The organism is Micromonospora sp. C31 (assembly GCF_018070575.1).
Classification (GTDB): Bacteria; Actinomycetota; Actinomycetes; order Mycobacteriales; family Micromonosporaceae; genus Micromonospora.
Map to the genome: position 1 here is coordinate 1 of NZ_JAGPXN010000001.1, position 20972 is coordinate 20972.

17 protein-coding genes and 2 tRNA genes are annotated in these 20972 nt (G+C 72.6%); 8 read left to right on the forward strand and 11 right to left on the reverse strand.

Going from position 1 to position 20972, the window contains the following annotated elements:
• Window positions 1–276: 276 nt before the first annotated feature.
• Together KBX06_RS00005 and KBX06_RS00010 are read left to right on the forward strand one after the other, a co-directional pair.
• Window positions 277–642 carry a hypothetical protein gene (locus KBX06_RS00005; RefSeq protein ID WP_210832000.1) on the forward strand — a complete coding sequence of 122 codons (366 nt, stop codon included), beginning with the start codon at window positions 277–279 and terminating at the stop codon, window positions 640–642.
• Between the two features lie 48 nt (window positions 643–690).
• Window positions 691–918 (forward strand): hypothetical protein, encoded by a 228-nt coding sequence (locus KBX06_RS00010; protein WP_210832002.1) that lies wholly within the window; start codon window positions 691–693, stop codon window positions 916–918.
• A gap of 3 nt (window positions 919–921) precedes the next feature.
• On the opposite strand, the gene KBX06_RS00015 is transcribed toward KBX06_RS00010, so the two are convergent.
• The 6 genes from KBX06_RS00015 to KBX06_RS00040 all read right to left on the reverse strand — a co-directional run bounded on the left by KBX06_RS00015 (window position 922) and on the right by KBX06_RS00040 (window position 6417).
• Entirely contained in the window at window positions 922–1719 is a 798-nt protein-coding gene (locus KBX06_RS00015) for a carbon-nitrogen hydrolase family protein (RefSeq protein ID WP_210832005.1), read from the reverse strand.
• 150 nt (window positions 1720–1869) lie between these two features.
• Window positions 1870–3165, reverse strand: a complete 1296-nt coding sequence (gene clpX, locus KBX06_RS00020; protein WP_210832007.1) for an ATP-dependent Clp protease ATP-binding subunit ClpX — start codon at window positions 3163–3165, stop codon at window positions 1870–1872.
• 217 nt (window positions 3166–3382) lie between these two features.
• Window positions 3383–4045, reverse strand: a complete 663-nt coding sequence (locus tag KBX06_RS00025) for an ATP-dependent Clp protease proteolytic subunit (RefSeq protein WP_210832008.1) — start codon at window positions 4043–4045, stop codon at window positions 3383–3385.
• A 10-nt stretch (window positions 4046–4055) separates the two neighbouring features.
• Window positions 4056–4697, reverse strand: a complete 642-nt coding sequence (locus KBX06_RS00030) for an ATP-dependent Clp protease proteolytic subunit (RefSeq protein WP_210832009.1) — start codon at window positions 4695–4697, stop codon at window positions 4056–4058.
• A 169-nt stretch (window positions 4698–4866) separates the two neighbouring features.
• On the reverse strand, window positions 4867–6207 hold the full coding sequence (tig, locus tag KBX06_RS00035; RefSeq protein ID WP_210832010.1) for a trigger factor: 1341 nt from the start codon (window positions 6205–6207) through the stop codon (window positions 4867–4869).
• A 136-nt stretch (window positions 6208–6343) separates the two neighbouring features.
• Window positions 6344–6417: transfer RNA gene (locus KBX06_RS00040), tRNA-Pro, on the reverse strand.
• A gap of 180 nt (window positions 6418–6597) precedes the next feature.
• Here KBX06_RS00040 and KBX06_RS00045 point away from each other — a divergent pair.
• The 6 genes from KBX06_RS00045 (at window position 6598) to KBX06_RS00070 (ending at window position 13829) form a co-directional block, all read left to right on the forward strand.
• Window positions 6598–6671 (forward strand) — tRNA-Gly (locus tag KBX06_RS00045).
• A 386-nt stretch (window positions 6672–7057) separates the two neighbouring features.
• Entirely contained in the window at window positions 7058–7501 is a 444-nt protein-coding gene (locus KBX06_RS00050) for a hypothetical protein (protein WP_210832011.1), read from the forward strand.
• Between the two features lie 249 nt (window positions 7502–7750).
• Window positions 7751–8170, forward strand: coding sequence for an ASCH domain-containing protein (locus KBX06_RS00055; RefSeq protein WP_210832012.1), 420 nt, complete (start codon window positions 7751–7753; stop codon window positions 8168–8170).
• A 183-nt stretch (window positions 8171–8353) separates the two neighbouring features.
• Window positions 8354–11203 (forward strand): Hsp70 family protein, encoded by a 2850-nt coding sequence (locus KBX06_RS00060; protein WP_210832013.1) that lies wholly within the window; start codon window positions 8354–8356, stop codon window positions 11201–11203.
• A gap of 116 nt (window positions 11204–11319) precedes the next feature.
• Window positions 11320–12543, forward strand: a complete 1224-nt coding sequence (locus KBX06_RS00065) for a S8 family peptidase (RefSeq protein WP_210832015.1) — start codon at window positions 11320–11322, stop codon at window positions 12541–12543.
• Window positions 12544–12731: 188 nt separating this feature from the next.
• Window positions 12732–13829, forward strand: a complete 1098-nt coding sequence (locus KBX06_RS00070) for an FAD-binding oxidoreductase (RefSeq protein ID WP_210832016.1) — start codon at window positions 12732–12734, stop codon at window positions 13827–13829.
• Between the two features lie 85 nt (window positions 13830–13914).
• Here the strand turns inward: KBX06_RS00070 and KBX06_RS00075 are convergent, their stop codons facing one another.
• From KBX06_RS00075 to KBX06_RS00095, 5 genes are read right to left on the reverse strand one after another with little or no spacing between them, the layout of a single operon-like run.
• Window positions 13915–15084: an MFS transporter gene (locus tag KBX06_RS00075; protein WP_210832017.1), complete on the reverse strand. Its 1170-nt coding sequence runs from the start codon at window positions 15082–15084 to the stop codon at window positions 13915–13917.
• Between the two features lie 12 nt (window positions 15085–15096).
• Window positions 15097–15954, reverse strand: coding sequence for a family 3 encapsulin nanocompartment shell protein (locus KBX06_RS00080; RefSeq protein ID WP_210832018.1), 858 nt, complete (start codon window positions 15952–15954; stop codon window positions 15097–15099).
• Window positions 15951–16688: a hypothetical protein gene (locus KBX06_RS00085; RefSeq protein WP_210832019.1), complete on the reverse strand. Its 738-nt coding sequence runs from the start codon at window positions 16686–16688 to the stop codon at window positions 15951–15953. The genes KBX06_RS00080 and KBX06_RS00085 overlap by 4 nt, the downstream gene beginning before the upstream one ends.
• 58 nt (window positions 16689–16746) lie before the next feature.
• A complete protein-coding gene (locus tag KBX06_RS00090; RefSeq protein ID WP_210832020.1) occupies window positions 16747–17730 on the reverse strand; it encodes an aldo/keto reductase in 984 nt (327 codons plus the stop codon).
• Between the two features lie 44 nt (window positions 17731–17774).
• On the reverse strand, window positions 17775–20900 hold the full coding sequence (locus tag KBX06_RS00095) for an amino acid adenylation domain-containing protein (RefSeq protein WP_210832021.1): 3126 nt from the start codon (window positions 20898–20900) through the stop codon (window positions 17775–17777).
• Window positions 20901–20972 lie beyond the last annotated feature (72 nt).

A 20972-nucleotide genomic window follows, 5' to 3' on the forward strand; every position in this document is an offset into this window, starting at 1 on the left:
ACGCCGCCAGCGTTCGTCCTGAGCCAGGATCAAACTCTCCAACAAAAACTTGTTGAAAAACTGTCCCGACAACAAAAAGTGTTGCCAAAGGAATCCAAGACCAGCCAAACCGAAGCCTGACCAGTCCAGGGTATAAATCATAATTGGCACTGGCTTATCAAGCACCCTGTTGAGTTCTCAAAGAACAACCACACACCACTCAGGTGTCCCACATCGTGGGAACCCGCTTGGGGCAACTTCCCTACCTTACTCGGCTCACCTTCCCGCATCAACCTCGTGTCCGAGGTGATCAAGGAAGAGCTTTCCGGCTCCACGATTACGCACGCCGAGTTGCGGCGGTCGTTGCTGTCGTGGGAAGTGGCAGACCGGCCGATCACCACTCCGTGGCGACCCGCCCGGCTCCTGCCGGCTTCAAGAATCTACCCGGTCAGCCTCGCGATCGCAACCCCGTATCAGAGTGTTCTCGCACTGCCCGGATCCCCAGCCTCGCTCGGCGTCTCCGCCACGAGCCTGGTGCCGTTGTCGGCCGGCTGCCCGGCCTTCCGCGTGCAGAGAGAAAGTTACGCCGCCCTGCCGCAGAAGGCAAATCGGCGTCCGTCGCTGCCGGCTGGGCGACGCCCGCCGGCGGTCGCCCGATCGTGATGAGCGCGCGGGGTCCGGAGGCGGCCCCGGCGTGCCAGAGTGTCTGTCATGGCTGACCTCCCGCGTACCCGGGTGACCGTGCTCGCCGAGGATGCGCTGACGGGACTGCTGCTGCCGTTCTGGCAGGTGGTCATCGGTGCCTTCGTGCTCTTCGTCGTCGTGGTCTCGGTGGCACGGCTGGCGCGGCGGGGACGGTCGCGGATGACGACGGCACTACTGGTGACGGCCGCCGCGATCGCCGGCTTCGCCGTGGTGGGCGTACTGCTGCAGGGCTGAGCGTCAGAGGCGACGGTTCGCCAGGCTGGGCAGCTCGGCGCGGATGGTCCGCAGCCGGTCGAAGTCGAGATCGGTGACGGCCAGGCCCGGCCCGTCGGGCACCTGGGTGAGCACCGTCCCCCACGGGTCGACCACCATGCTGCGCCCGTAACAGGTCCGGTTCGGCTGGTGGTCGCCGGTCTGCCCCGCCGCGGCGACGAAGCACTGGTTCTCGATCGCCCGCGCGCGCAGCAGCACCTCCCAGTGATCCCGTCCCGTGTGGACCATGAAGGCCGCCGGCACCACGAGCAGCTGGGCGCCGCCGTCGACGACGAGTTGCCGGTACAACTCCGGAAAGCGGAGGTCGTAGCAGATCGAGAGCCCGACGCGGAGGCCCTCGACGTCGACGACCACCGGCTGGTCGCCCGGAGCCACGGTGGCCGACTCGAGGTAGGAGACCCGGCCGGGGATCTCCACGTCGTACAGGTGGATCTTTCGATAGCTGGCGGCGAGCGTGCCGGAGCGGTCGAAGACCAGGGACGTGTTCCAGGTGCGGGCCGGATCCGGCCCGCGCTCGTGGATCGACCCGGCGATCAACCAGATGCCGAGCCGCCGGGCGATGCCGGCGAAGAACTGGCCCACCTCGCCGTCGACCGGCTCCGGTTCGGGCAGATTCGCGTCGGGCCCGAGGTAGTCGACGAACTCCGGGAGGAGCGCGAGGTCCGCGCCGGCTGCCGCCGCGCGTTCCAGCAGGGCCTCCGCGGCTGCGAGGTTCGCCTTACGGTCTTCCCCGGAGTTGAGCTGGCAGACGGCGACGCGCATGGGATCAGCGTACGGCCGGAGCGCGCCTGGCGACAGCGCCGAAAGGTGTCGGTGGGGCTTCCGGGGTGCGCGGAGCCGCCGACGACGGCCGAGCCGGGTGCGGACACGACGCCGCGCCCGACCTGAGCGGACGGGCGCGGCGGCGGTGGATCAGGCCGACTTCTCCTCGCGGTCCCGCCGGGCGCGCCGGCCGGTGAACTCGCGCGGCACGATCGTCGGGTTGACGTTCTCGAGCACGACCTCGCGGGTGATCAGCACCCGGGCGGCGTCGGGGTTGCTCGGCACCTCGTACATCACGGAAAGCAGAACCTCTTCCATGATCGCGCGCAGGCCGCGGGCGCCGGTGCCGCGCAGCATCGCCTGGTCGGCGATCGCCTCCAGGGCCGGCGGCTCGAACTCCAACTCGACACCGTCGAGCTCGAAGAGGCGCTGGTACTGCCGGACCAGGGCGTTGCGCGGCTCGGTGAGGATGCGCACCAGTGCGGTGCGGTCGAGGCTGCGCACGTTGGTGATCACCGGAAGCCGGCCGATGAACTCGGGGATCAGCCCGAACTTCAGCATGTCCTCCGGCATGACCTGGCTGAAGATGTCGTCGGTCGACCGCTCGGAGACCGACCGGAGCCGGGCGCCGAAGCCGGTGCCGCCGTGACCGGTGCGGGCCTCGATGATCTGGTCGAGCCCGGCGAAGGCACCACCGCAGATGAACAGCACGTTGGTGGTGTCGATCTGGATGAACTCCTGGTGGGGGTGCTTGCGCCCGCCCTGCGGCGGCACGTTGGCCACCGTGCCTTCCAGCATCTTCAGCAGCGCCTGCTGGACGCCCTCGCCGGAGACGTCCCGCGTGATCGACGGGTTCTCCGACTTACGGGCGATCTTGTCGACCTCGTCGATGTAGATGATGCCGGTCTCGGCGCGCTTGATGTCGTAGTCGGCGGCCTGGATCAGCTTGAGGAGGATGTTCTCCACGTCCTCGCCGACGTAGCCGGCCTCCGTGAGCGCGGTGGCGTCGGCGATGGCGAACGGCACGTTCAGCATCCGGGCCAGGGTCTGCGCCAGGTGGGTCTTGCCGCAGCCGGTGGGGCCGAGCAGCAGGATGTTGGACTTGGCCAGCTCGACGGCGTCAGTGCCGGAGCCCGGTGCGCCGGCCGCCTCGGCCTGGATCCGCTTGTAGTGGTTGTAGACCGCGACGGCGAGCGCCTTCTTGGCCTGGTCCTGCCCGACGACGTAGGTGTCGAGGAACTGGCAGATCTCCATCGGCTTGGGAAGCTCTTCCCACTTCACCTCGCCGGACTCGGCCAGTTCCTCCTCGATGATCTCGTTGCAGAGATCGATGCACTCGTCGCAGATGTAGACCCCTGGGCCCGCGATGAGCTTCTTGACCTGCTTCTGCGACTTCCCGCAGAACGAGCATTTAAGTAGGTCGCCGCCGTCACCGATCCGTGCCACCTACGTTCTCCCTGCACTCGTCGACCGGAGCCCCGGCCCTCGCCTGCGGACGTGGAAGCGCCCGCCTCGTTCACCCCGCTCGTTCACCCCGCCGGCGGACCGGTGGAGCCGCACAGACCCGACGTTACCCGCTGGCGGGGGTTTCTCCGACCCCCAAAACGGGTGTGTCAGGCGGTCGGCCGGGAGCCAACTCCCGGCCGCCCGCGACCCGAGCTTCTCAGCTGGCGGCGTTGGCCGCCAGCAGGCCCTTCTTGCGGCTGGTGAGGATGGTGTCCACCAGCCCGTACTCCTTGGACTCCTCGGCCGTCATGATCTTGTCGCGGTCGATGTCCTTGCGAACCTTCTCGATCGGCCGGTTGCAGTGCCGGGAGAGCATCTCCTCGAGCTGCGTCCGCATCCGCAGGATCTCCCGGGCCTGGATCTCGATGTCCGAGCCCTGCCCGTAGCCGCCCTCGGTGGCCGGCTGGTGGATGATGATCCGCGAGTTCGGCAGCGCCATCCGCTTGCCCGGGGTGCCGGCGGCCAGCAGCACGGCGGCCGCGCTGGCGGCCTGGCCGAGGCAGACCGTCTGAATGTCGGGCCGGACGTACTGCATGGTGTCGTAGATCGCCGTCATGGCGGTGAACGAGCCACCGGGCGAATTGATGTACATGATGATGTCGCGGTCGGGGTCGGTGCCCTCGAGCGTCAGCAGCTGCGCCATCACGTCGTTGGCCGACGCGTCGTCGACCTGGACGCCGAGGAAGATGATCCGGTCCTCGAAGAGCTTGTTGTAGGGGTTGGACTCCTTCACCCCGTACGACGTGCGCTCGACGAACGACGGCAGGACGTAGCGGTTGTGCACGGCCGCGAACTGGGGCGGCAGGCTCAGGTCGGTCATCGTCAGCTCCTCAGCTCAGGGTCCCGGCGCCATCCGGAACCTGGGCGGCCCCGATGATCACCTTGTCGATGAAGCCGTAGTCCAGGGCCTCCTGGGCGGTGAACCAGCGGTCGCGGTCGGAATCCGCCTCGATCTGCGCCTGGCTCTGGCCGGTGTGGTGCGCGACCCGCTCCTGGAACATCCGCTTGGTGTAGAGCATCTGCTCCGCCTGGATGGCGATGTCGGACGCGGTGCCGCCCAGACCGCCGGAGGGCTGGTGCATCATGATCCGCGCGTGCGGCAGGGCGTAGCGCTTGCCCTTCGTGCCGGCGCAGAGCAGCAGCTGACCCATGGACGCCGCCATGCCCATCGCCACGGTCGAGACGTCGTTGTCGATGAACTGCATGGTGTCGTAGATCGCCATGCCGGAGTAGACCGAACCGCCCGGCGAGTTGATCCAGAGGTTGATGTCGCGGTCCGGGTCCTCCGCGGCGAGCAGCAGGAGCTGCGCGCAGATGCGGTTGGCGACCTGGTCGGTCACCTCGCTGCCCAGGAAGATGATGCGTTCCTTGAGCAACCGGTTGTAGACCGAGTCGTCGAGGTTGCCAATGGTGTCGCCACCGCGGGCATCGATCCCCCGGAGCGACTTCGCTTGGATGTGCATGTCGGTCATGGCAGCCCTTCGCTCTCCGTACCGTCCTACCCGACACTAACCGCTCAGCCGGATGGCAGAGCGTCGGTCCGGGCAGTGTTCGCTATCAGCGCAGCACCGCCGAGGCGTACCCGAAAAGGGAATCGGCCGCCGTCCACCGCAGGCGGCGGACGGCGGCCTCCCCCGACGATCAGTGCTCGTGCTCGGCCTCGTTCTCGGCGCGCAGCGCGTCGAGGGTGACCTCGTTGCCCGCCGAATCCTTGATCTTGATGCGCTCCATGACCGAGGCCAGGGCCTTGCCCCGCCGCACGTCACCGAAGACGGCGCCGGCCGCGCCCGAGCGGACCAGCTGGTCGTAGTACTGCTGCGGCGCCATCCCGGCGCGCTGGGCCCGGTGCACGATCTCGTGACCGAACTCGTCGTCGGAGACCTGCACGTCCTCGGCGTCGGCGAGGGTGTCCAGCAGCAGCTGGACCTTCACGCCCTCGGTCGCCGCCTCGGTCAGCTCGGCGTCGATCTGCTCCTCGGTCTTCTCCTCGGCCGCGAGGTACTCCTCGAGCGAGGCGCCGATCCGCTCGAGCTGGTCGACCATCGCCTGCTTGCGGCTCTCGACCTCCTCGCGGACGATGCCCTCCGGCGCCGGCACCTCGGCGGCGGCCACCATCTGCTCCAGGGCCTTGTCACGGGCGGCGTAGATCTGCTCGACCCGCTTGCCCCGGGTGACCCGCTCGCGCAGGTCGCCGCGCAGCTCCTCGATGGTGTCGAACTCGCTCGCCATCTGCGCGAACTCGTCGTTGAGCTCCGGCAGCTCCTTCTCCTTGACCGTACGGACGGTCACCGCCACGTCGGCGTCGCGGCCGGCGAAGTCGCCGCCGACGAGCTGGGTGGTGAAGCTGGTGCTCTCGCCGGCAGCCAGACCGACGACGGCCTCGTCCAGGCCCGGAAGGAGCTGCTTGCTGCCGACCTCGTGGGAGATGTTGCTGGCGGAGCCGCCCGGCACGTCCTCGCCGTCGACGGTCGCGTTCAGGTCGATCTGGACGTAGTCGCCCTCCTGGGCGGCCCGCTCGACGGTCTTCAGGGTGGCGAACCGCTCGCGCAGGCCCTTCACCTGCTCGTCGATCTCACTGTCGTCGATCTGGAGCTCGTCGACGGTCACCTCGATGGTGGCCGGGTCCGGCAGGGTGATCTCCGGGCGGACGTCGACCTCGGCGGTGAAGTTCAGCGAGTCACCGTCGTTGAACTCGGTGATCTCGACCTCGGGGCGGCCGAGCGTCTTCAGGTCGTGCTCGCGGACGGCGGCCAGGATGTTCTGCGGGATGGCCTCCTGCACCGCCTCGTTGAGGACGGTGCCCCGGCCGACCCGCTGGTCGATCACGGCCGCAGGAATCTTGCCCTTGCGGAAGCCGGGCACCTGGACCTGCTGCCCGATCTCCCGGTACGCCTTCCTGAGGCTCGGCTCGAGCTCGACGAACGGCACCTCGATGGCGAGCCGCACGCGCGTCGGGCTCAGAGTCTCGACGGTGCTCTTCACAGGCGTACTCCTTGACGGATCTCGGTTTTAGTCTGGGCGTGATAAGCCCATCGAGTGTAGGCGAGCCGGCCGGACGCACCGGCAGCGCCCGGGGACCGCACGGAGGGCGACCCCGGCGGCCGGCCGCGGACGACAGTCGGGGTGGCGGGATTTGAACCCACGGCCCCTCGCTCCCAAAGCGAGTGCGCTACCAAGCTGCGCCACACCCCGTGGCGACGAGCAGTCTATGCGGTCGCGGCCCGCCGGAAGTCCCGGGGCGTCCCTCAACGCGCCGAAGGGGGACCAACCGGACATCCGTCGCTCCGGCACCACCCGCCGGGGGACACGGCCGCGCGGAGCACGCGGGTCATTCGGTACGCTGTCGGCGCGCCCTGCGGTGGCAGGGCGCACGCGGGCGTAGCTCAATGGCAGAGCTTCAGTCTTCCAAACTGACGGTGCGGGTTCGATTCCCGTCGCCCGCTCCAGCAGTAACGGCCCAGGTCAGCGGCGTTGTCGCCGAGCCTGGGCGGTTCTCGTTCTGGGCTGTCTTGCCGTCGTGCCGTGCGCTCGACTCCGTGGAAGCCTCGCTCCTTCGGGACGGGGGCCGCGGCGGCGGCAACCGTACGACGCCGGACAGCCGCGCCACCGCCCAGCCATGCCAGCCGCGTGCAGGTAGCCGGCCCTCCAGCGGTCGACAGCGGTCACAATCGGCGGTACGGCACCGCGACATCGTACCGAAACGCCGTCAGGCCGAGGCGGTAGTGAGCAAACTCAGGCCGCTTTGCCGATCACTCACCTATCGTGGCCATTGATCGCACGCCAGGGCATGTCGAGGCGGAGCAGCAACCGCCCCTGTCGAAAAAGGTGGGAAATGGCGAAGAAGGTTGCCGTCAAAGTCAACGAGGATGCCATCGTCTGGAAGGAGTTCACCAGCGCAAAGGGAAAGAAGTACGAGGTGGGCTACCTCGGCGAACCCGACGCGGACCAGGGCGGATCGGCTGCACCCATGGGGAAGAGCGACTTCGGCATCAGCTGCAACTGGCCCGTTGGTGGAAACGACTGGATAACCACCGAGTCCAGCTTCAAGGCCACGACGGCCATCTCGAGGTACAAGCTGCACTCCAATGCTGACATGCCGGGGGACGACGTCGGCGGCTATGCCTACCGGCTGGAGTTTTCCAACGAGGAGCACTACGACTACTACTTCTCGGACCAGGAAGGCGACAGCTACCGGTGCAACACCTTCAGCAATACCGACCATTTCGTTCGGTACAACTCCGACAAACCCACGATCGCGTACATCAAAGGTAGTTAGCATCGAGAGTCCTCGTTCGACAGATGCATGGGTAGCGCCTGAGAGGCGCTTCCCAACCTGACGGTGCGGATTCGATCCCGTCGTCTGCTCCACAGCTTCCGGCCCAGGTCACCGGCGTTCTCGCCGCACCTGGGCCGTTGTCGTCACAGGGCCGGGCCGACTGGCAAGCGGTCCGCCGTCGCCGGCGAGAGTCGGAGAGTGGCCGCGACGATCGGGAGACGACCGGAGCGCCGGGGGTACCCTCTCGACGTGGAACTTGATGGTCCTCCGCTTGCGGAGTTCGCGTTTCCGGGGCCGCTGCGGGACAGCCTGGTAGCCGCGATCCTGTCCGGCGCGAAGACCTCGACGTCCAGCCTCGTGCTCGGCTACGAGCGGGCGGACGAGCCGCTGCCCGAGGTCGGACAGCGATCGGCGGTCGTCGATTCGGCAGGCCGGCGGGTCGCGGTGATCGAGACGACCGACGTGCGGGTGGTGCGCCTCGGCGACGTCGACCTGCGACACGCCCTCGACGAGGGCGAGGGGTACGAGTCCGTGGCGCAGTGGCGGGCCGGGCACGAGACGTTCTGGCACAGCGCGGAGGTGCGCGCGGAACTGGGCGACCCGGGCTTCACCGTCGACGACGACACCCAGGTGCTGCTTCAGCGCTTCCGGCTGGTGCACAAGGTCTGAGCGCCTGCCCGGTACGCGACGACCGGGCGTGCGGCGAAGGGGAACCCGACCAGATCTGGACCTGATCGTGGGCTGACCAGCCCGCACCGGCTGAGCCGCGCGTCAGGGCGCGATCGGCGCTGGTGCGGCTGCTGCGTACCATGCGGGGCCGGGCATCCCCTCGTCCCGCGGAGGTAACGGCAGATGGCAGGCCAGCACGAGGGGTACGCCCTCGGCGTCGACCTCGGCACGTCCCACACCGTCGCCGTGCTGCGCCGGCCCGACGGGCACACCCGCCCGCTGCTCGTGGACGGGCACCCGATCATCCCCTCCGGCGTGTACGCCGACCCGGACGGGCTGCTGCACGCCGGCCGGGACGCCCAGCGGCTGGCCCGCACCGATCCGGGCCGGTACGAGCCCAACCCGAAGCGGCGCATCGACGAGCCCGCCGTCGTGTTGGGTGACCGCCGGTACCCGCCGGCCGAACTGCTGGCCGCGACGCTGCACGCGGTGGCCCGGGCTGCCGTCGAGGCGGTCGGGTTCCTGCCTCCGGCGGTGCTCACCTGCCCGGCGACCTGGGACGCGACCCGGCGTCAGGTGCTGGCCGACGCCCTGGCGGCGGCCGGCTGGCCGTCGGCGGCCGAGCACACGCTCGCCGGTCCGACGCCGCCGGGCACCCGGCTGCTGCGGGAGCCGGTGGCCGCGGCCCGCTACTACACCCAGGTGCTGCGTCGCCCGGTGCCGGTGGGCGGGACGATCGCGGTCTTCGACTTCGGTGCCGGGACGCTCGACGTGGCGGTGCTGCGCAACGAGGGCGCCGACCCGTGGGGCGACTCCGGGTTCACGGTCGTCACCGCGGGCGGCGCCGACGACCTCGGTGGCCTGGACGTGGACGCCGCCCTGCTGGGTCGCCTCGGTGAGCTGGTCGCCGAGGCGCACCCCGCCCGGTGGGAGCAGCTGACCCGCCCGGCGTCCGCGACGCAGTGGCGGGAGCGGCACGAGCTCTGGGAGAACGTCCGGGGCGCCAAGGAGATGTTGTCGCGGGTGCCGGCGGCGCCGGTGGCGGTGCCGGGGGTGGAGGCGGCGGTCACGCTCACCCGGGCCGACCTGGAGCGGGTGGCCGGGCCACTGCTGGGCCGGGCGGTGGCGGTGACCCTGGAGGTGATCGGCGCGGCCGGCCTGGACCCGCAGCAGCTCTCCGGCCTGTTCCTGGTCGGCGGCGCCACCCGGATGCCGATGGTGGCCCGGCTGCTGCACGCCGAGTTGGGCGTCGCCCCGACCGTGCTGGAGCAGCCGGAGCTGCCGGTGGCCGAGGGGGCGCTGACCGACCTGCCCCTGCCCCGACGCGCCCGGGCCGCCGACGCCTTCGCCGCGCCCGCCGGCGCATCGGCGCGACCGGCCGCACCCGCCCTGCCGGCGCCACCGGCCGGAGCACCACGACCCGATCCCGCCGGCCCGGCCCCCACGCCGACCGCCGTCGCCGGGCCGGAGGGCGTCACCCCGGCCCTGCCCGCCGGGCTGGCGCCGACCATGCTCGGCGGCCAAGGGAGCCCGGCACCCTACGCGGCACCGGGCGTAACCCCGGGCGGTCCCGTCGGGGCGTTCCCGGGCGTACCCGCCTCCGGGACGCCGGTGTCGCCGTCGCCCGGCGGTGGGAGTGCGCCGGCACTCCCCCGACGCCGGGCGCTCTGGGTCTCGCTCGCCGCCGTCCTCGCGCTCGCCGGCGTGGCGACGGCGGCGGTGCTGTACCTGACCCGGGACCGCTACCCGGCCCTGGAGTTCCGGACCGTCGACCAGCTCGCCCGGGTGCCCGCCGGCACGGAACGACCGGCGAACATGTTCACCGCGGTTCTCGGCGGCCGGGCGTACCTCGGGTATCCGCTCGGCGACGGGCGGCTGGAGGTGGTGGCGGTGGACGCCGGCACCGGCGCGGTGAAGTGGCGGAAGCAGACGGCGGTGTCCGCCGACCGGTGGAAGCGGATCGTCGCCCTGCCCGGCGCGGTCGCGGTCTTCGCCGACGCCATCGGCGACGACACCCCCCGGGACCTCGTGCTGCTCGACGGCTCCTCGGGCGACCAGCGGTGGCGCCGGCCGATCCTGGGCGACGACGACGTCATCTTCGGCGACGGCGTCGCGGTGCAGGTGGACCGCACCGGAAAGCGGCTGGTCGGGCTGCGCCTGCGCGACGGCGGGGAGATCTGGGCGCAGCCCAGCCCGCGCGACGGGTACGACAACACCCGCACCAGCGTCCACCTCGTCACCACCGACAAGGCGCTGGGCGGCCCGGCCTTCCTCGACGGCTCCCCGCGTGACGCGTGGCGCGGCGACGTCAGCCGGATCGTGCAGGTGGGCGCGGACCGGTCCGTCCGGCTGATCGACATGGGCAGCGGCCGGGTGGTCCGCGCCCGCGCCGGGGTGGCCGACCACGACGACCTGGTGGTGGCGCACGAGGACCGGCTCTACGTGGCGCGCGACGACGCCGGCTTCCAGCTGCTCGCGTACGACCTGACGAGCGATGCCCAGCCGAAGGTGCTGTACACCGCGGAGGACGACCGGCGCCGGCCGAAGTCGCTGGTGCCGTGCGGCGAGCGGCGGGCGTGCCTGCTGGAGGTCGCCGGCGGTGCCGACGACACCGCCGAGGTCGTGGCGGCGACCGAGGAGAAGTGGATCCGCTGGAAGGCGCCGAAGGCGACCGTGCTGGTGCCGCTCGGCGAGCACCTGCTCGCCCGGCGGACGTCTCCGAAGTCGGCCGGCACGCTGTTCGACCCCGACGGTCGCGCCGTGCTGTCCGAGCGCGGCGGGGTGGCGGTCCGGCTCGACGCGGGCAACCTGCTGCTCCTCGCCGACCCGCCCAGCTCGATCGAGGACGACCGCAGCGTCGCCGGCATGTCGGTGGGCTCGGGCGAGGTGGACGAGCTGGGCCAGTTGGAGGACGTCCGCAGCGACACCTGCTCGTGGAACACCAGCGTGATCGCCTGCGGCGCCGGCAGGCAGAGCGGGGACGCCGGGGCCCGGTCCCCGTACGGCTTCGTGCTCTATCGCTTCGCCGAGTAGCCGATACCCGACAGCCATTCAGAACTGTCGATATAGCCGATAGCCTCCTTCCAACGGCCAGCTGCCCCGCGTCCGGTCACGAGCCGACGCGGGGCCGACAGGAGGAGGACCGGCAGATGACACTTCCCCGTACCCGGCGATGGCGGGCCCGCGCGGTGGGCGTACTCGCCGTCGCCACGGTCGTCGCCGCGCTGGGCACCCCCGCGGCGGCAGCCCCGGCCACCGGCGAGATCCTGCACGCCGACGCCCCGAACGCCGTGACCGACGCATACGTGGTGGTGCTCAGGGACGACGCACTCGGACGCGCCGGCGACCGGCGGGCCGCCGTCACGGACGCCGCCGACCGGCTGGCCGACCGCTACGGGGCCACCGTCGGCCGCGTCTACGGGCACGCGCTCACCGGATTCGTGGCGCACCTGCCGGAGCGGGCGGCCCGCCGGCTCGCCGCCGATCCGAGCGTGGCGTCCGTGGAACGGGACCGGGTGGTGACCCTCGTCGGGCCGGGCGTGCAGCCCAACCCGCCGTCGTGGGGCCTGGACCGCATCGACCAGCGCCGCCTGCCGCTCGACGGCCGGTACGCCTACCCGAACACCGCGCACAACGTGCACGCGTACGTCGTCGACACCGGCATCCGCAGCACGCACGGCGACTTCGGGGTCCGGGCCGGCGGCGGCGTCGACCTGGTCGACGGCGGCCCGGCGGACGACTGCAACGGCCACGGCACCCACCTCGCCGGCACCGTCGGCGGCACCCTGCACGGGGTGGCGAAGGAGGTCCGGCTGCGACCGGTACGGGTGCTCAACTGCTCGGGCAGCGGCAGCATCTCCCAGGTGATCGCCGGGGTGGACTGGGTCACCGCGAACGCGGTGCGGCCCGCGGTGGCGCTCATGGCGCTCGGCGGCGGCGCCAGCACGACACTGGACGCCGCGGTGAACCGCTCGATCTCCTCCGGGGTGACCTACGTCGTCTCGGCGGGCAGCTCGAACGGCAGCGCGTGCAACTACTCGCCCGCGCGGGTGGCGGCGGCGCTCACCGTGGCCGGCACCACCAGCACCGACGCCCGGATGCCGAGCGGCAACCACGGCCCCTGCATCGACCTGTTCGCTCCCGGCGCCAACATCAGGTCCACCTGGCACACGAGCGACACGGCGGTGACCACCATCAGCGGCACCTCCATGGCCGCCGCGCACGTCGCCGGGTGCGCCGCGCTCGCGCTCTCGGCCAACCCCACCTGGAGTCCCGCGCAGGTGGCGGCGTACCTGAACGGCAGGGCGACGACCAGCGTGGTCACGGGCGTGGTCAGCGGCACGCCGAACCGCCTGCTCTACTGCGGCCCCTGACCCACCCGGGAGCATCGGACGCCGGTGCCCCTCCAGGCCTCCGAGCAGCGGATCCCGGCGTCCGTCCGCGCGGCCCGTCGTACCGGCGGGCCGCGCGGCCCGCCCTCCGGACGGCGTCCCGATCGGCGATGATGATCGACACTCGTCGACCCTTGTCCCGGCGCGGTCCGCCGACTACCGTTCGATCGATGATCGACTATCTGGTCATCGGCGGAGGCATCGCGGGCGCCAGCGCCGGGCACCACCTCGCCGCGTACGGGACCGTGGTGCTGCTGGAGATGGAGCAGGTTCCCGGCCAGCACTCCACCGGCCGCTCGGCCGCGGTGTTCTCCGAGTACTACGGCGGGCCGGCGGTGCGCGCGCTGACCCGGGCCAGCCGGGGCTTCCTCACCGCGCCGCCGCCGGGGTTCACCGAACACCCGCTGCTCACCCCGCGGGGCGTGCTGAGTCTCTGCCCGCCCGGCAGCGACGAGGCCTTCGAGGCGGCGCTGCGCGACGGGGCCGAGGTGGACCCGCCGGCCCGCGAGATCGACGTCGCCGAGCTGCCCCGACACTGCCCCGTCGTGCGGCCGCAGTGGTGCCGGCGGGCGATGGTGAAGCCGGCCGTGCAGGACCTCGACGTCGCCGCGCTGCACCAGGGCTACCTGCGCGGCATCCGGGCGGCCGGCGGTCGGGTCGGGTGCGACGCGCGGGTCCGCCGGCTGCGGCGGAGCGGCGACGGATGGCAGGTCACCACGGACACCGGCGACCTCACCGCCCGGGTCGTCGTCAACGCGGCGGGCGCCTGGGCCGACGAGGTCGCGACGGCGGCGGGCGTACGACCGATGGGGTTGACGCCGCTGCGGCGCACCGCCTTCCTGGTGGACGCGCCGACCGGCGTCCCGGCGGCGGACTGGCCGATGGTCAACGACGTCGACGGCAGCTTCTACTTCAAGCCGGAGTCGGGACGCCTGCTGGTCTCCCCGTGCGACACCACCCCCGTACCGCCCGGCGACGCCCGCCCCGACGACCTCGACGTGGCGATCGGCGCCGACCGGGTGCAGGCGGCGACCACGCTGGAGATCCGCCGCGTCCACCAGCCCTGGGCCGGGCTGCGGACCGCCGCCCCGGACGACGTGCCCGTGATCGGCCCGTCGACCGACGCGCCGGGCTTCCTGTGGATGGCCGGGCTGGGCGGCTACGGCGTACAGACCGCGCCCGCGGCGGGCGCCCTGCTCGCCGCGCTGGCGGTCGACGCCCCGCCACCGGTCGACCCCACCGCCCTCTCCCCCGCCCGCTTCCCCTGACCGGCCCTGCGTGGGCCGGCGTCGATGATGAGGTTGGCGGCCGTCGAGGAGATCGACTCCGCCGCCAACCTCACGATCGACGGGGTCAGCCGGGGTGCTGGTCCACCAGTGAGCGGCGCGGCAGCATCGTCAACGCCGAGATGGCGGCCGACACCAACGCCGCCACCAGCATCACCTGGAAGACCGCCGGGTAGCCGGCCACGCTGGCGACCAGGCCGGCCAGCGGTGCCCCGGCCACCAGGCCGATGTCCCAGAACGAGGTGAACGCGCCGAGCGCCGCCCCCTGGTAGGCCGGGTCCGTCCGGTTGATCACCAGCAGGGCCAGCGCCGGGAAGAGCAGCGAGAGCCCGGCGCCGATCACCAGCCCGCCGAGCACCGCGACCAGCAGGTTCGGCGCGAACGCGACGAGGAGCAGCCCCACCGCCTCCACCAGGGCCGAGCCGACGGCCACCCGGCCGGCGCCGAGCTTGTCGGGCAGCCCGCCCACGAAGAGCCGGACCCCGACGTAGGTGAAGCCGAACGCGTTGAACGCGGCGATGCCGTTCTCGACGCCCCGCTCGGCCATGTGCAGCGCCACGAACGCGGCCAGCGCGGCGTAGCCGAACCCGGCCAGGGAGAGCGCGACGCCGGGGGCCACCGCGCTGCGTGGCAGGATGCCGGCCCGGCCCGCCGCACTCGCCTGCCGCGGGCCGGGCCGGGCCGCGACGAGCACGGCCCCGGCGACCGCCGCCACGATCGCGAACAGCCACACCGCGGGATAGCCGGAGGTACGCAGCAGCACCGCGCCGAGCAGGGCGCCCAGCGTGATGCCGAGCCACATGTGGATGCCGTACAGGCCGACGACCCGCCCCCGCCGGTCGGCCGGCGCGAGCGCCACCAGCCAGGCCGCGCCGGCGGTGTAGACGGCCGCCTCACCCACCCCGTGCAGGACCCGGACACCCACCAGCACGCCGACGTTGCCGGCCACCAGGTAGGCCGCCCCGGCGGCGGCGCACACCACCGCCCCGCCCAGCATCACCGTCCGGTACCCGTGCCGGTCGCCGATCCGGCCGGCGACGGGCCGGGCGATCACGGCGGAGACCGCGATCGCGGCGATCACCACCCCCACCTCGACCCGGTTGCCGTCCAGCTCGTCGAGCACGTAGAACGGCAGCACGGCCAGGGACGCGCCCACGCCGAGCAGGCACAGGAAGATGGCGGCGAAGAGCGGCACGATGGGCCGGTAGAACGAGAGTTTCCCGCCGGTCGTGGTCATGCGGTGCTGCTCCTAGGCCGGTACGACGTGGAAGAAGTGGGTCGGCAGGTGCACGGCCAGGCCCTCGTGGATCTCGGCGCAGACGGCCGGGCCGTCGGTGGCGAAGGTACCCGGCGGCGGGGTGCCGACGCGGATCGCCGAGCGCCCGGCGTCGAGCAGGCGGGCCGCCATCGCGAAGTCGCCCACCACCGCCTCGCCCGGCGCCACCATCCGGGTACGGCTGATCTGCACGCCGTTGCGGGTCAGGTCGGCCAGGAAGGCGCCCCGCCCGAGCAGGTGGGTGTAGTAGTCCCTCGGGTTGACGATCATCGCGTGCGGGGTGGCGCCGGTCTGCTCGATCTCGTCGCAGGCGGCGAGCAGACCGCTGAGCCAGTCGTGCCGGTACGGCAGCCGCCCGATCTCCGGGTGCCGCAGCAGGCCGCCCTCGCCGATGGTCAGCGCCTGGTTCTCGGCCGTGGCGAGGCGGACCAGCAGCCGGTAGTCGATGAAGACGGCCAGCGCCTCCGGGTCGTCGGCGAGCTCCTCGGGGATGCGTACCCAGGCGCGGATCGGGTGCACCCCGGCGGAGGCGGTGCCGAACCGGAACGCGGCCTCCCGGCGCAGGCCCGACTCGTGCACCGCCGCGGCCTCGCCCGCGTCGGGCCGGCCCTCGCACCAGAACCGGACCGGGTCCATGCCGACCGACCGCTTGCGGAACAGGTTGCGGACGGTCACCCGGGGCCGTTCCTTGGTCGGCTGGAAGGCGTCCGTGATGGTGTAGTCGAAGCGCACCTCGGCGCCGGCGGGATCGTCGGCGTACGCGCGGGCGAACAGCTCACCGGGCGACAGGGTCGCCGAGGCGGTCACGGGCGGCGCGGCGGTGGTGGTCATGAGTCCTCCCCGATGCAGATGGCGTGCCGGATCAGCCGCTGGTAGAAGGGCTGGTGGTGGTCGTGGTACGACCGCAGGGTGTCGTTGTTCGCGACGGTCACCTCGAAGGACTTCTCGACCGGTGCGAAGCCCGAGGTGCGTTCGACGTCGAGGTGCCACTTGCGGGTGCGCCGCCACTCGGCGCGCTCGCCGGGCGCCCAGTTGAGCGCCTCCGGCCGGAACGGCAGCCCCACGGCGGCGCACCAGGCGGCCACCGTCTCCCCGGGGTGCCGCAGCAGGTCCTCGGCCCGGATCACCACGGGCGGCCGGCGCGCGGTCCGGCTGACCAGGTCGAACAGCTCCCACTGGTGCTCGTAGCCGATCTCCGGGCAGGTCACCGTCGGCTTGATCGCGTAGTGCGAGCTGATCGTGCGGGCCGGGTCCCGGACGATGAAGGTGTGCGCGACGTCCGCGATCGCCCCGGGATCGTCGAACAGGTGCCGGTAGCGGTACTCCAGGGTGTCCTTGACGAAGACGGTCCGGTTCCGGCCCAGCGCCGTCAGGTGGGCGAGGACCTCGGGCGCGTCGGTCACGGTGACGGTGCCGCCGTCGGCGTCGGGCAGCTCGACGTGCCCCTCGTCGACGAGGGTGACCAGGGGTTCGTGCACGACGGTGACGTCACCGCGGGCGATCATCATGCGCAGGAACGCGGTGGAGAGCGCCCGGGGATGCGCCCACATGGCGATCACCGGCATGCCGGCCCCCCGTACCGCGTCTCCCGCCGCCTGAGCGCGGCCCCGCGGCGGGCGGCGCTCACTGCGACCACGCCGTGGGCTTGCGGTCCCACCGGTGGCCGCGCAGCGTGTCCAGCAGCCCGGCGTCCAGCGGTACGCCGTCGCTGACGGCCAGGTTGGCGCGCACGTGCTCGACGCGGCGCATGCCGGGGATCACCGTGCTGACCGCCGGGTGGTGCAGGATGAAGCGCAGCGCCAGTTCCGGCATGGACATCCCCGCCGGCACGTCGGCGGCCAGCCGCTCGGCGCGCTCCACGCTGGGCAGCAGGTTCTCCGGCCCGAAGTACGTGCTGCGCCAGTCCTCCTCCGGCCAGGTGCTGTCGGCGGTCAACGTGCCGGTCAGCGTCCCCTCGTCGAACGGGACCCGGGCGATGATCGCGATGTCGTCACGCTGGGCGCGCGGGAACAGCTCGTCCTCCGGCGCCTGGTCGAAGACGTTGTAGATGACCTGCACGACGTCGATCAGGCCGGTGTCGAGGGCGGCGTGGCAGTTCGTCGGCTCCCAGCGGTTGACGCTGATCCCCACCCCGTCGACCACGCCCTCCCGCTTGAGGTCCGCGACGGCCTCCTGCCAGCGGCCGTCGGCGGCCCACCGGTCCTCCCAGACGTGGAACTGGAGCAGGTCGATCCGGTCCACGCCGAGGTTCTCGAGGCTGCGGTGGGTGAACTCGCGGATGTGCTCGGCCGGGAAGACGTCGTCCAGGGTGTCCTGCGGGCCGGGCGGCCACTCCCGGTTCTTCGGCGGGATCTTGGTGGCCAGGTGGAGCCGGCGGTCCGGGTGCCGGCGCACCAGCCCGCCGAGGAGCTGCTCACTGACGCCCCGCCCGTAGACCCAGGCGGTGTCGAAGAAGTTGCAGCCCCGTTCCACCGCCTCGTCCAGGCAGGCCGGCGCGGTGTCGTAGTCCCAGCCGGTGAAGCCGCCGGGCCCCCCGCCGATGCCCCACATCCCGTACCCGACCTCGCTGACCTGCCAGCCGAGCCGACCCATCCTGCGGTATCGCATTCCACTCCCTCATCCGTGCCGGTCACCGCGTCGCGCGCGGCCGTTCACCCTGGTCCCGCCGGCAGCAGCAGCCGGTCGGCCGCCCGCCGCACGTGCTCGCCCAGCCAGGCGCGGTAGGCGCCGACGGACGGCCCGAGCCGGTGGTCGGTGAAGCCCCGGCGCCGTTCCAGCTCGGCGCAGCCGTCGCGCCGGAACAGCCGGGGGTTGTCGGTGAGCAGCGTCGCGAAGACCGCGCGCAGCCGCTCCTCGTCGGCGCCCGCGTCGGGCGGGAAGAGGGCCAGCAGCACGGCGGCGTCGCGGTCGCCCTCGCCCGCCGCCTCGCGCAGCCCCGCCAGGAACCGCCCGCAGCTCACCCGGGGCAGGGCGTCCGCGCCGGCCAGCGGCAGGTCGGTGAAGTCGACGCTCACCGGGTGCAGGACGTGCAGCGTGCCGCCCCACTGGCGCGGGTCGACCACCGTGGCGACGATCCGCCGGGCGGCCCAGTCCACCGGCGTCCAGTCGGAGCGCACCGGCGCGTCGGGCCGCATCCGTAGCCGGTGGCAGGCCGCCAGCAGCAGATGGGTCAGGGCCCGGGGGTTGGGATGCCCGTCGTCGGCCGCGGGCATCACCTCGCCGAGGCGCAGCACCGTGACGGTCGCGCCCCGCCGCCGGGCGGCGTCGAGGTACCGCTCCGCCACCCACTTCGACCGGCTGTAGCCACTGGTCGGCGGGACGGCGAGGGCCGGGTCGTACGTCTCGGGCAGCGGCTCCGCGTGGCGGGCGGCCTCGCTGTCGAGGACGCCGAGGGTGGAGACGTGGTGCAGTGGCTTCGGCCGGCCGGTCAAGCACAGCCGGAGCAGCTCGGCGGAGCCGAGGACGTTCGCGGCGCGGTGGGCCCGGTAGTCGAACAGGAAGTTGACCAGCGCCCCGGCGTGCAGCACGAGGTCGCAGTCGTGGGCCAGCCGGTCCCATGCCTCGGATGTCAGGCCGAGCGCCGGGCGGCCGAGGTCGGCCGCGTACCCGTGCAGGCGCAGGCCGTGCCCGGGCCGCCACAGGCCCCGCTCCGCCAGCGCGCGGACGACGCGGGCGGTGGCCTCGGCGTCGTCGGCCGCCCGGGCCAGGCACAGCACCCGGACGTCGGTGGTGGCGAGCAGCTCGTGCACCAGTCGCGCGCCGACGAAGCCGGTGGCGCCGGTGACCAGGACGGTACGCGGCGCCCGGCGCCGACCGACGGGGCGTACGGGCAGGTCGGCCGGGACCTTCGCGTCCCGCTCCACCAGCTCGTCCTCGGTCTCGGCGGGGTCGGCCGCGCGCAGCCGCACCTCGAGCGCCCGGGCGAGCCGGCTGGCGCTGCGGTGGGTGAACAGGTCCTGCACGCCGACGCGGAGGCTCTGGTCCGTGCCGAGGGCGTTGACCACGTCGAGGGCCTGCAACGAGTCGCCCCCGGCGTCGAGGAAGTCGGTGTCGGGGTCGAGGTCGGGCCGGCCGAGGACCGTCCGGAACACCCCCAGCACCCGCTCGGGCAGCGTCCGCGCCTCGGCGGGTGCGGCCGACGGGCGCGTCCGGTCGGCGAACGTACGGTCCAGCCAGGCCTCCAGCGCCCGCCGGTCGACCTTGCCGTTGCCGGTCAACGGCAGCGCGTCGCGCACGACGACGTGCCGGGGCACGTGGGTGCGGGGCAGCAGCCGCCGCAGGTGCGCCCGCACCAGCGGCTCGGTCACCTCGGGGTCGGCGGCGAGGAAGAGGGCCAGCGATCTGCCCCGGTGCTCGCGGGCCAGCAGGACCTTCGCCTGCCGTACGCCGGGCAGCCGGGTGGCGGCGGTCTCGATCTCGCCGGCCTCGATCCGCACGCCGTTGACCTTGAGCTGGTGGTCACGCCGGCCGGCGAAGTGCAGCCGGCCGTCGGCGGCGACGCGGCCGAGGTCGCCGGTGCGGTAGAGCCGTGGGCCCGGGATGCCGGGCAGCGGGTTGGGCACGAACACCTCGGCGGTGCGGGCGGGGTCGGCGAGGTACCCCTCGCCGAGGCACACGCCGCCGATGACGATCTCGCCGGTCTCGCCGGGCGGCAGGGGGCGCAGTTCGGCGTCCACCACTGCGGCGTGGCAGTTGTCGATGGGCCGGCCGATGGGGATGACGTCGCCGTCGGAGTGGGCGACGGTGTGGAAGATCATGCCGATCGACGCCTCGGTGGGGCCGTAGCCGTTGGTGACCGCGACCCCCGGCACCATCTCGACCAGCCGGTGCACCGCCCACGGGTCGATCTCCTCGCCGCCGACGATCACGTCGCGCAGCGACGCGACGGCGCGGCGGGCGGCCGGGTCCCGGTCCAGGACCGAGACGAGCGCGCCGAGCACGCTCGGCACGAAGTCGGTCATCGTGACGGTCTCGTCGGCGATGGTCCGGACGGTCCGCTCGACGTCGAGGAACCCGCCCTCGACCGGCACGACCGTGCGGCCGCCGGTGGTCAGCGGCCAGAACATCTGCCACACCGACGAGTCGAAGGTGTGCCGGCTGTTCTGGAGCACCACCTCGGCACCCGTCGCGGCGAAGTGGCGGGTCATGAAGCGCAGCCGGTTGGCGATCCCGTCGTGCCGGTTCAGCGCGCACTTCGGCGTGCCGGTGGTGCCGGAGGTGAAGATGCCGTAGATCAGGTCGGCCGGGCCGATCGGCACGCCGGGCCGGCGACGGGTCGGGACGATCTCGTCGAGGTCGACGGGCAGGCAGGGGACATCGCCGGTGTCGGGACGCGGGCCGGTGCCGCGTACCACCGCGAGCCGGGGCCGGACCACCCGCAGCGAGGCGTGCAGCCGGTCCGCCGGCCAGCCGGGATCGACGGGTACGAAGGCCGCGCCGAGCTTCATCAACGCCAGGTCGACGACGGGCAGTTCGAGTCCGTCGGCGAGCAGGACGGGCACCACGTCGCCCCGCCGGACGCCTCGCCCGGCGAGCATGGCGGCGACGCCGTTGGCCAGCTCGTCGAGTTCCCGGTAGGTCAGCGAGCGGCCCCGGAACGACACCGCCCGGCGGTGCGGGTGCCGGTCGACGCGGTCCTCGACCATGCGGGGCACCGCCTGGAAGGGCCCGTCGCCGCGCGACCCGGCGGCAGCCGCCGCACGGGTGGCGGTGCACCGGCAGGTGGGCCCGTCGATGACGGGAACCGCTGCCGTGGTTCCGGTGTCGCCCGCCCTCATCACGCCTCCTGTCCCCGAGCCCGCCCGGCCTGTCGTCACGCCATGGACGGGACGAATCCGACCCGACGCACA

Excerpts from the sequence above, each read along its gene's own strand:
- KBX06_RS00015 (WP_210832005.1), bottom strand. The coding sequence starts at position 1,719 with ATGCGCGTCGCCGTCTGCCAGCTCAACTCCGGGGAAGACCGTAAGGCG.
- KBX06_RS00065 (WP_210832015.1), top strand. The coding sequence starts at position 11,320 with ATGACACTTCCCCGTACCCGGCGATGGCGGGCCCGCGCGGTGGGCGTA.
- KBX06_RS00050 (WP_210832011.1), top strand. The coding sequence starts at position 7,058 with ATGGCGAAGAAGGTTGCCGTCAAAGTCAACGAGGATGCCATCGTCTGG.
- KBX06_RS00080 (WP_210832018.1), bottom strand. The coding sequence starts at position 15,954 with ATGACCACCACCGCCGCGCCGCCCGTGACCGCCTCGGCGACCCTGTCG.
- KBX06_RS00090 (WP_210832020.1), bottom strand. The coding sequence starts at position 17,730 with ATGCGATACCGCAGGATGGGTCGGCTCGGCTGGCAGGTCAGCGAGGTC.
- KBX06_RS00030 (WP_210832009.1), bottom strand. The coding sequence starts at position 4,697 with ATGACCGACATGCACATCCAAGCGAAGTCGCTCCGGGGGATCGATGCC.
- KBX06_RS00010 (WP_210832002.1), top strand. The coding sequence starts at position 691 with ATGGCTGACCTCCCGCGTACCCGGGTGACCGTGCTCGCCGAGGATGCG.
- KBX06_RS00075 (WP_210832017.1), bottom strand. The coding sequence starts at position 15,084 with ATGACCACGACCGGCGGGAAACTCTCGTTCTACCGGCCCATCGTGCCG.
- KBX06_RS00025 (WP_210832008.1), bottom strand. The coding sequence starts at position 4,045 with ATGACCGACCTGAGCCTGCCGCCCCAGTTCGCGGCCGTGCACAACCGC.
- KBX06_RS00095 (WP_210832021.1), bottom strand. The coding sequence starts at position 20,900 with ATGAGGGCGGGCGACACCGGAACCACGGCAGCGGTTCCCGTCATCGAC.
- KBX06_RS00060 (WP_210832013.1), top strand. The coding sequence starts at position 8,354 with ATGGCAGGCCAGCACGAGGGGTACGCCCTCGGCGTCGACCTCGGCACG.
- KBX06_RS00085 (WP_210832019.1), bottom strand. The coding sequence starts at position 16,688 with ATGCCGGTGATCGCCATGTGGGCGCATCCCCGGGCGCTCTCCACCGCG.
- KBX06_RS00070 (WP_210832016.1), top strand. The coding sequence starts at position 12,732 with ATGATCGACTATCTGGTCATCGGCGGAGGCATCGCGGGCGCCAGCGCC.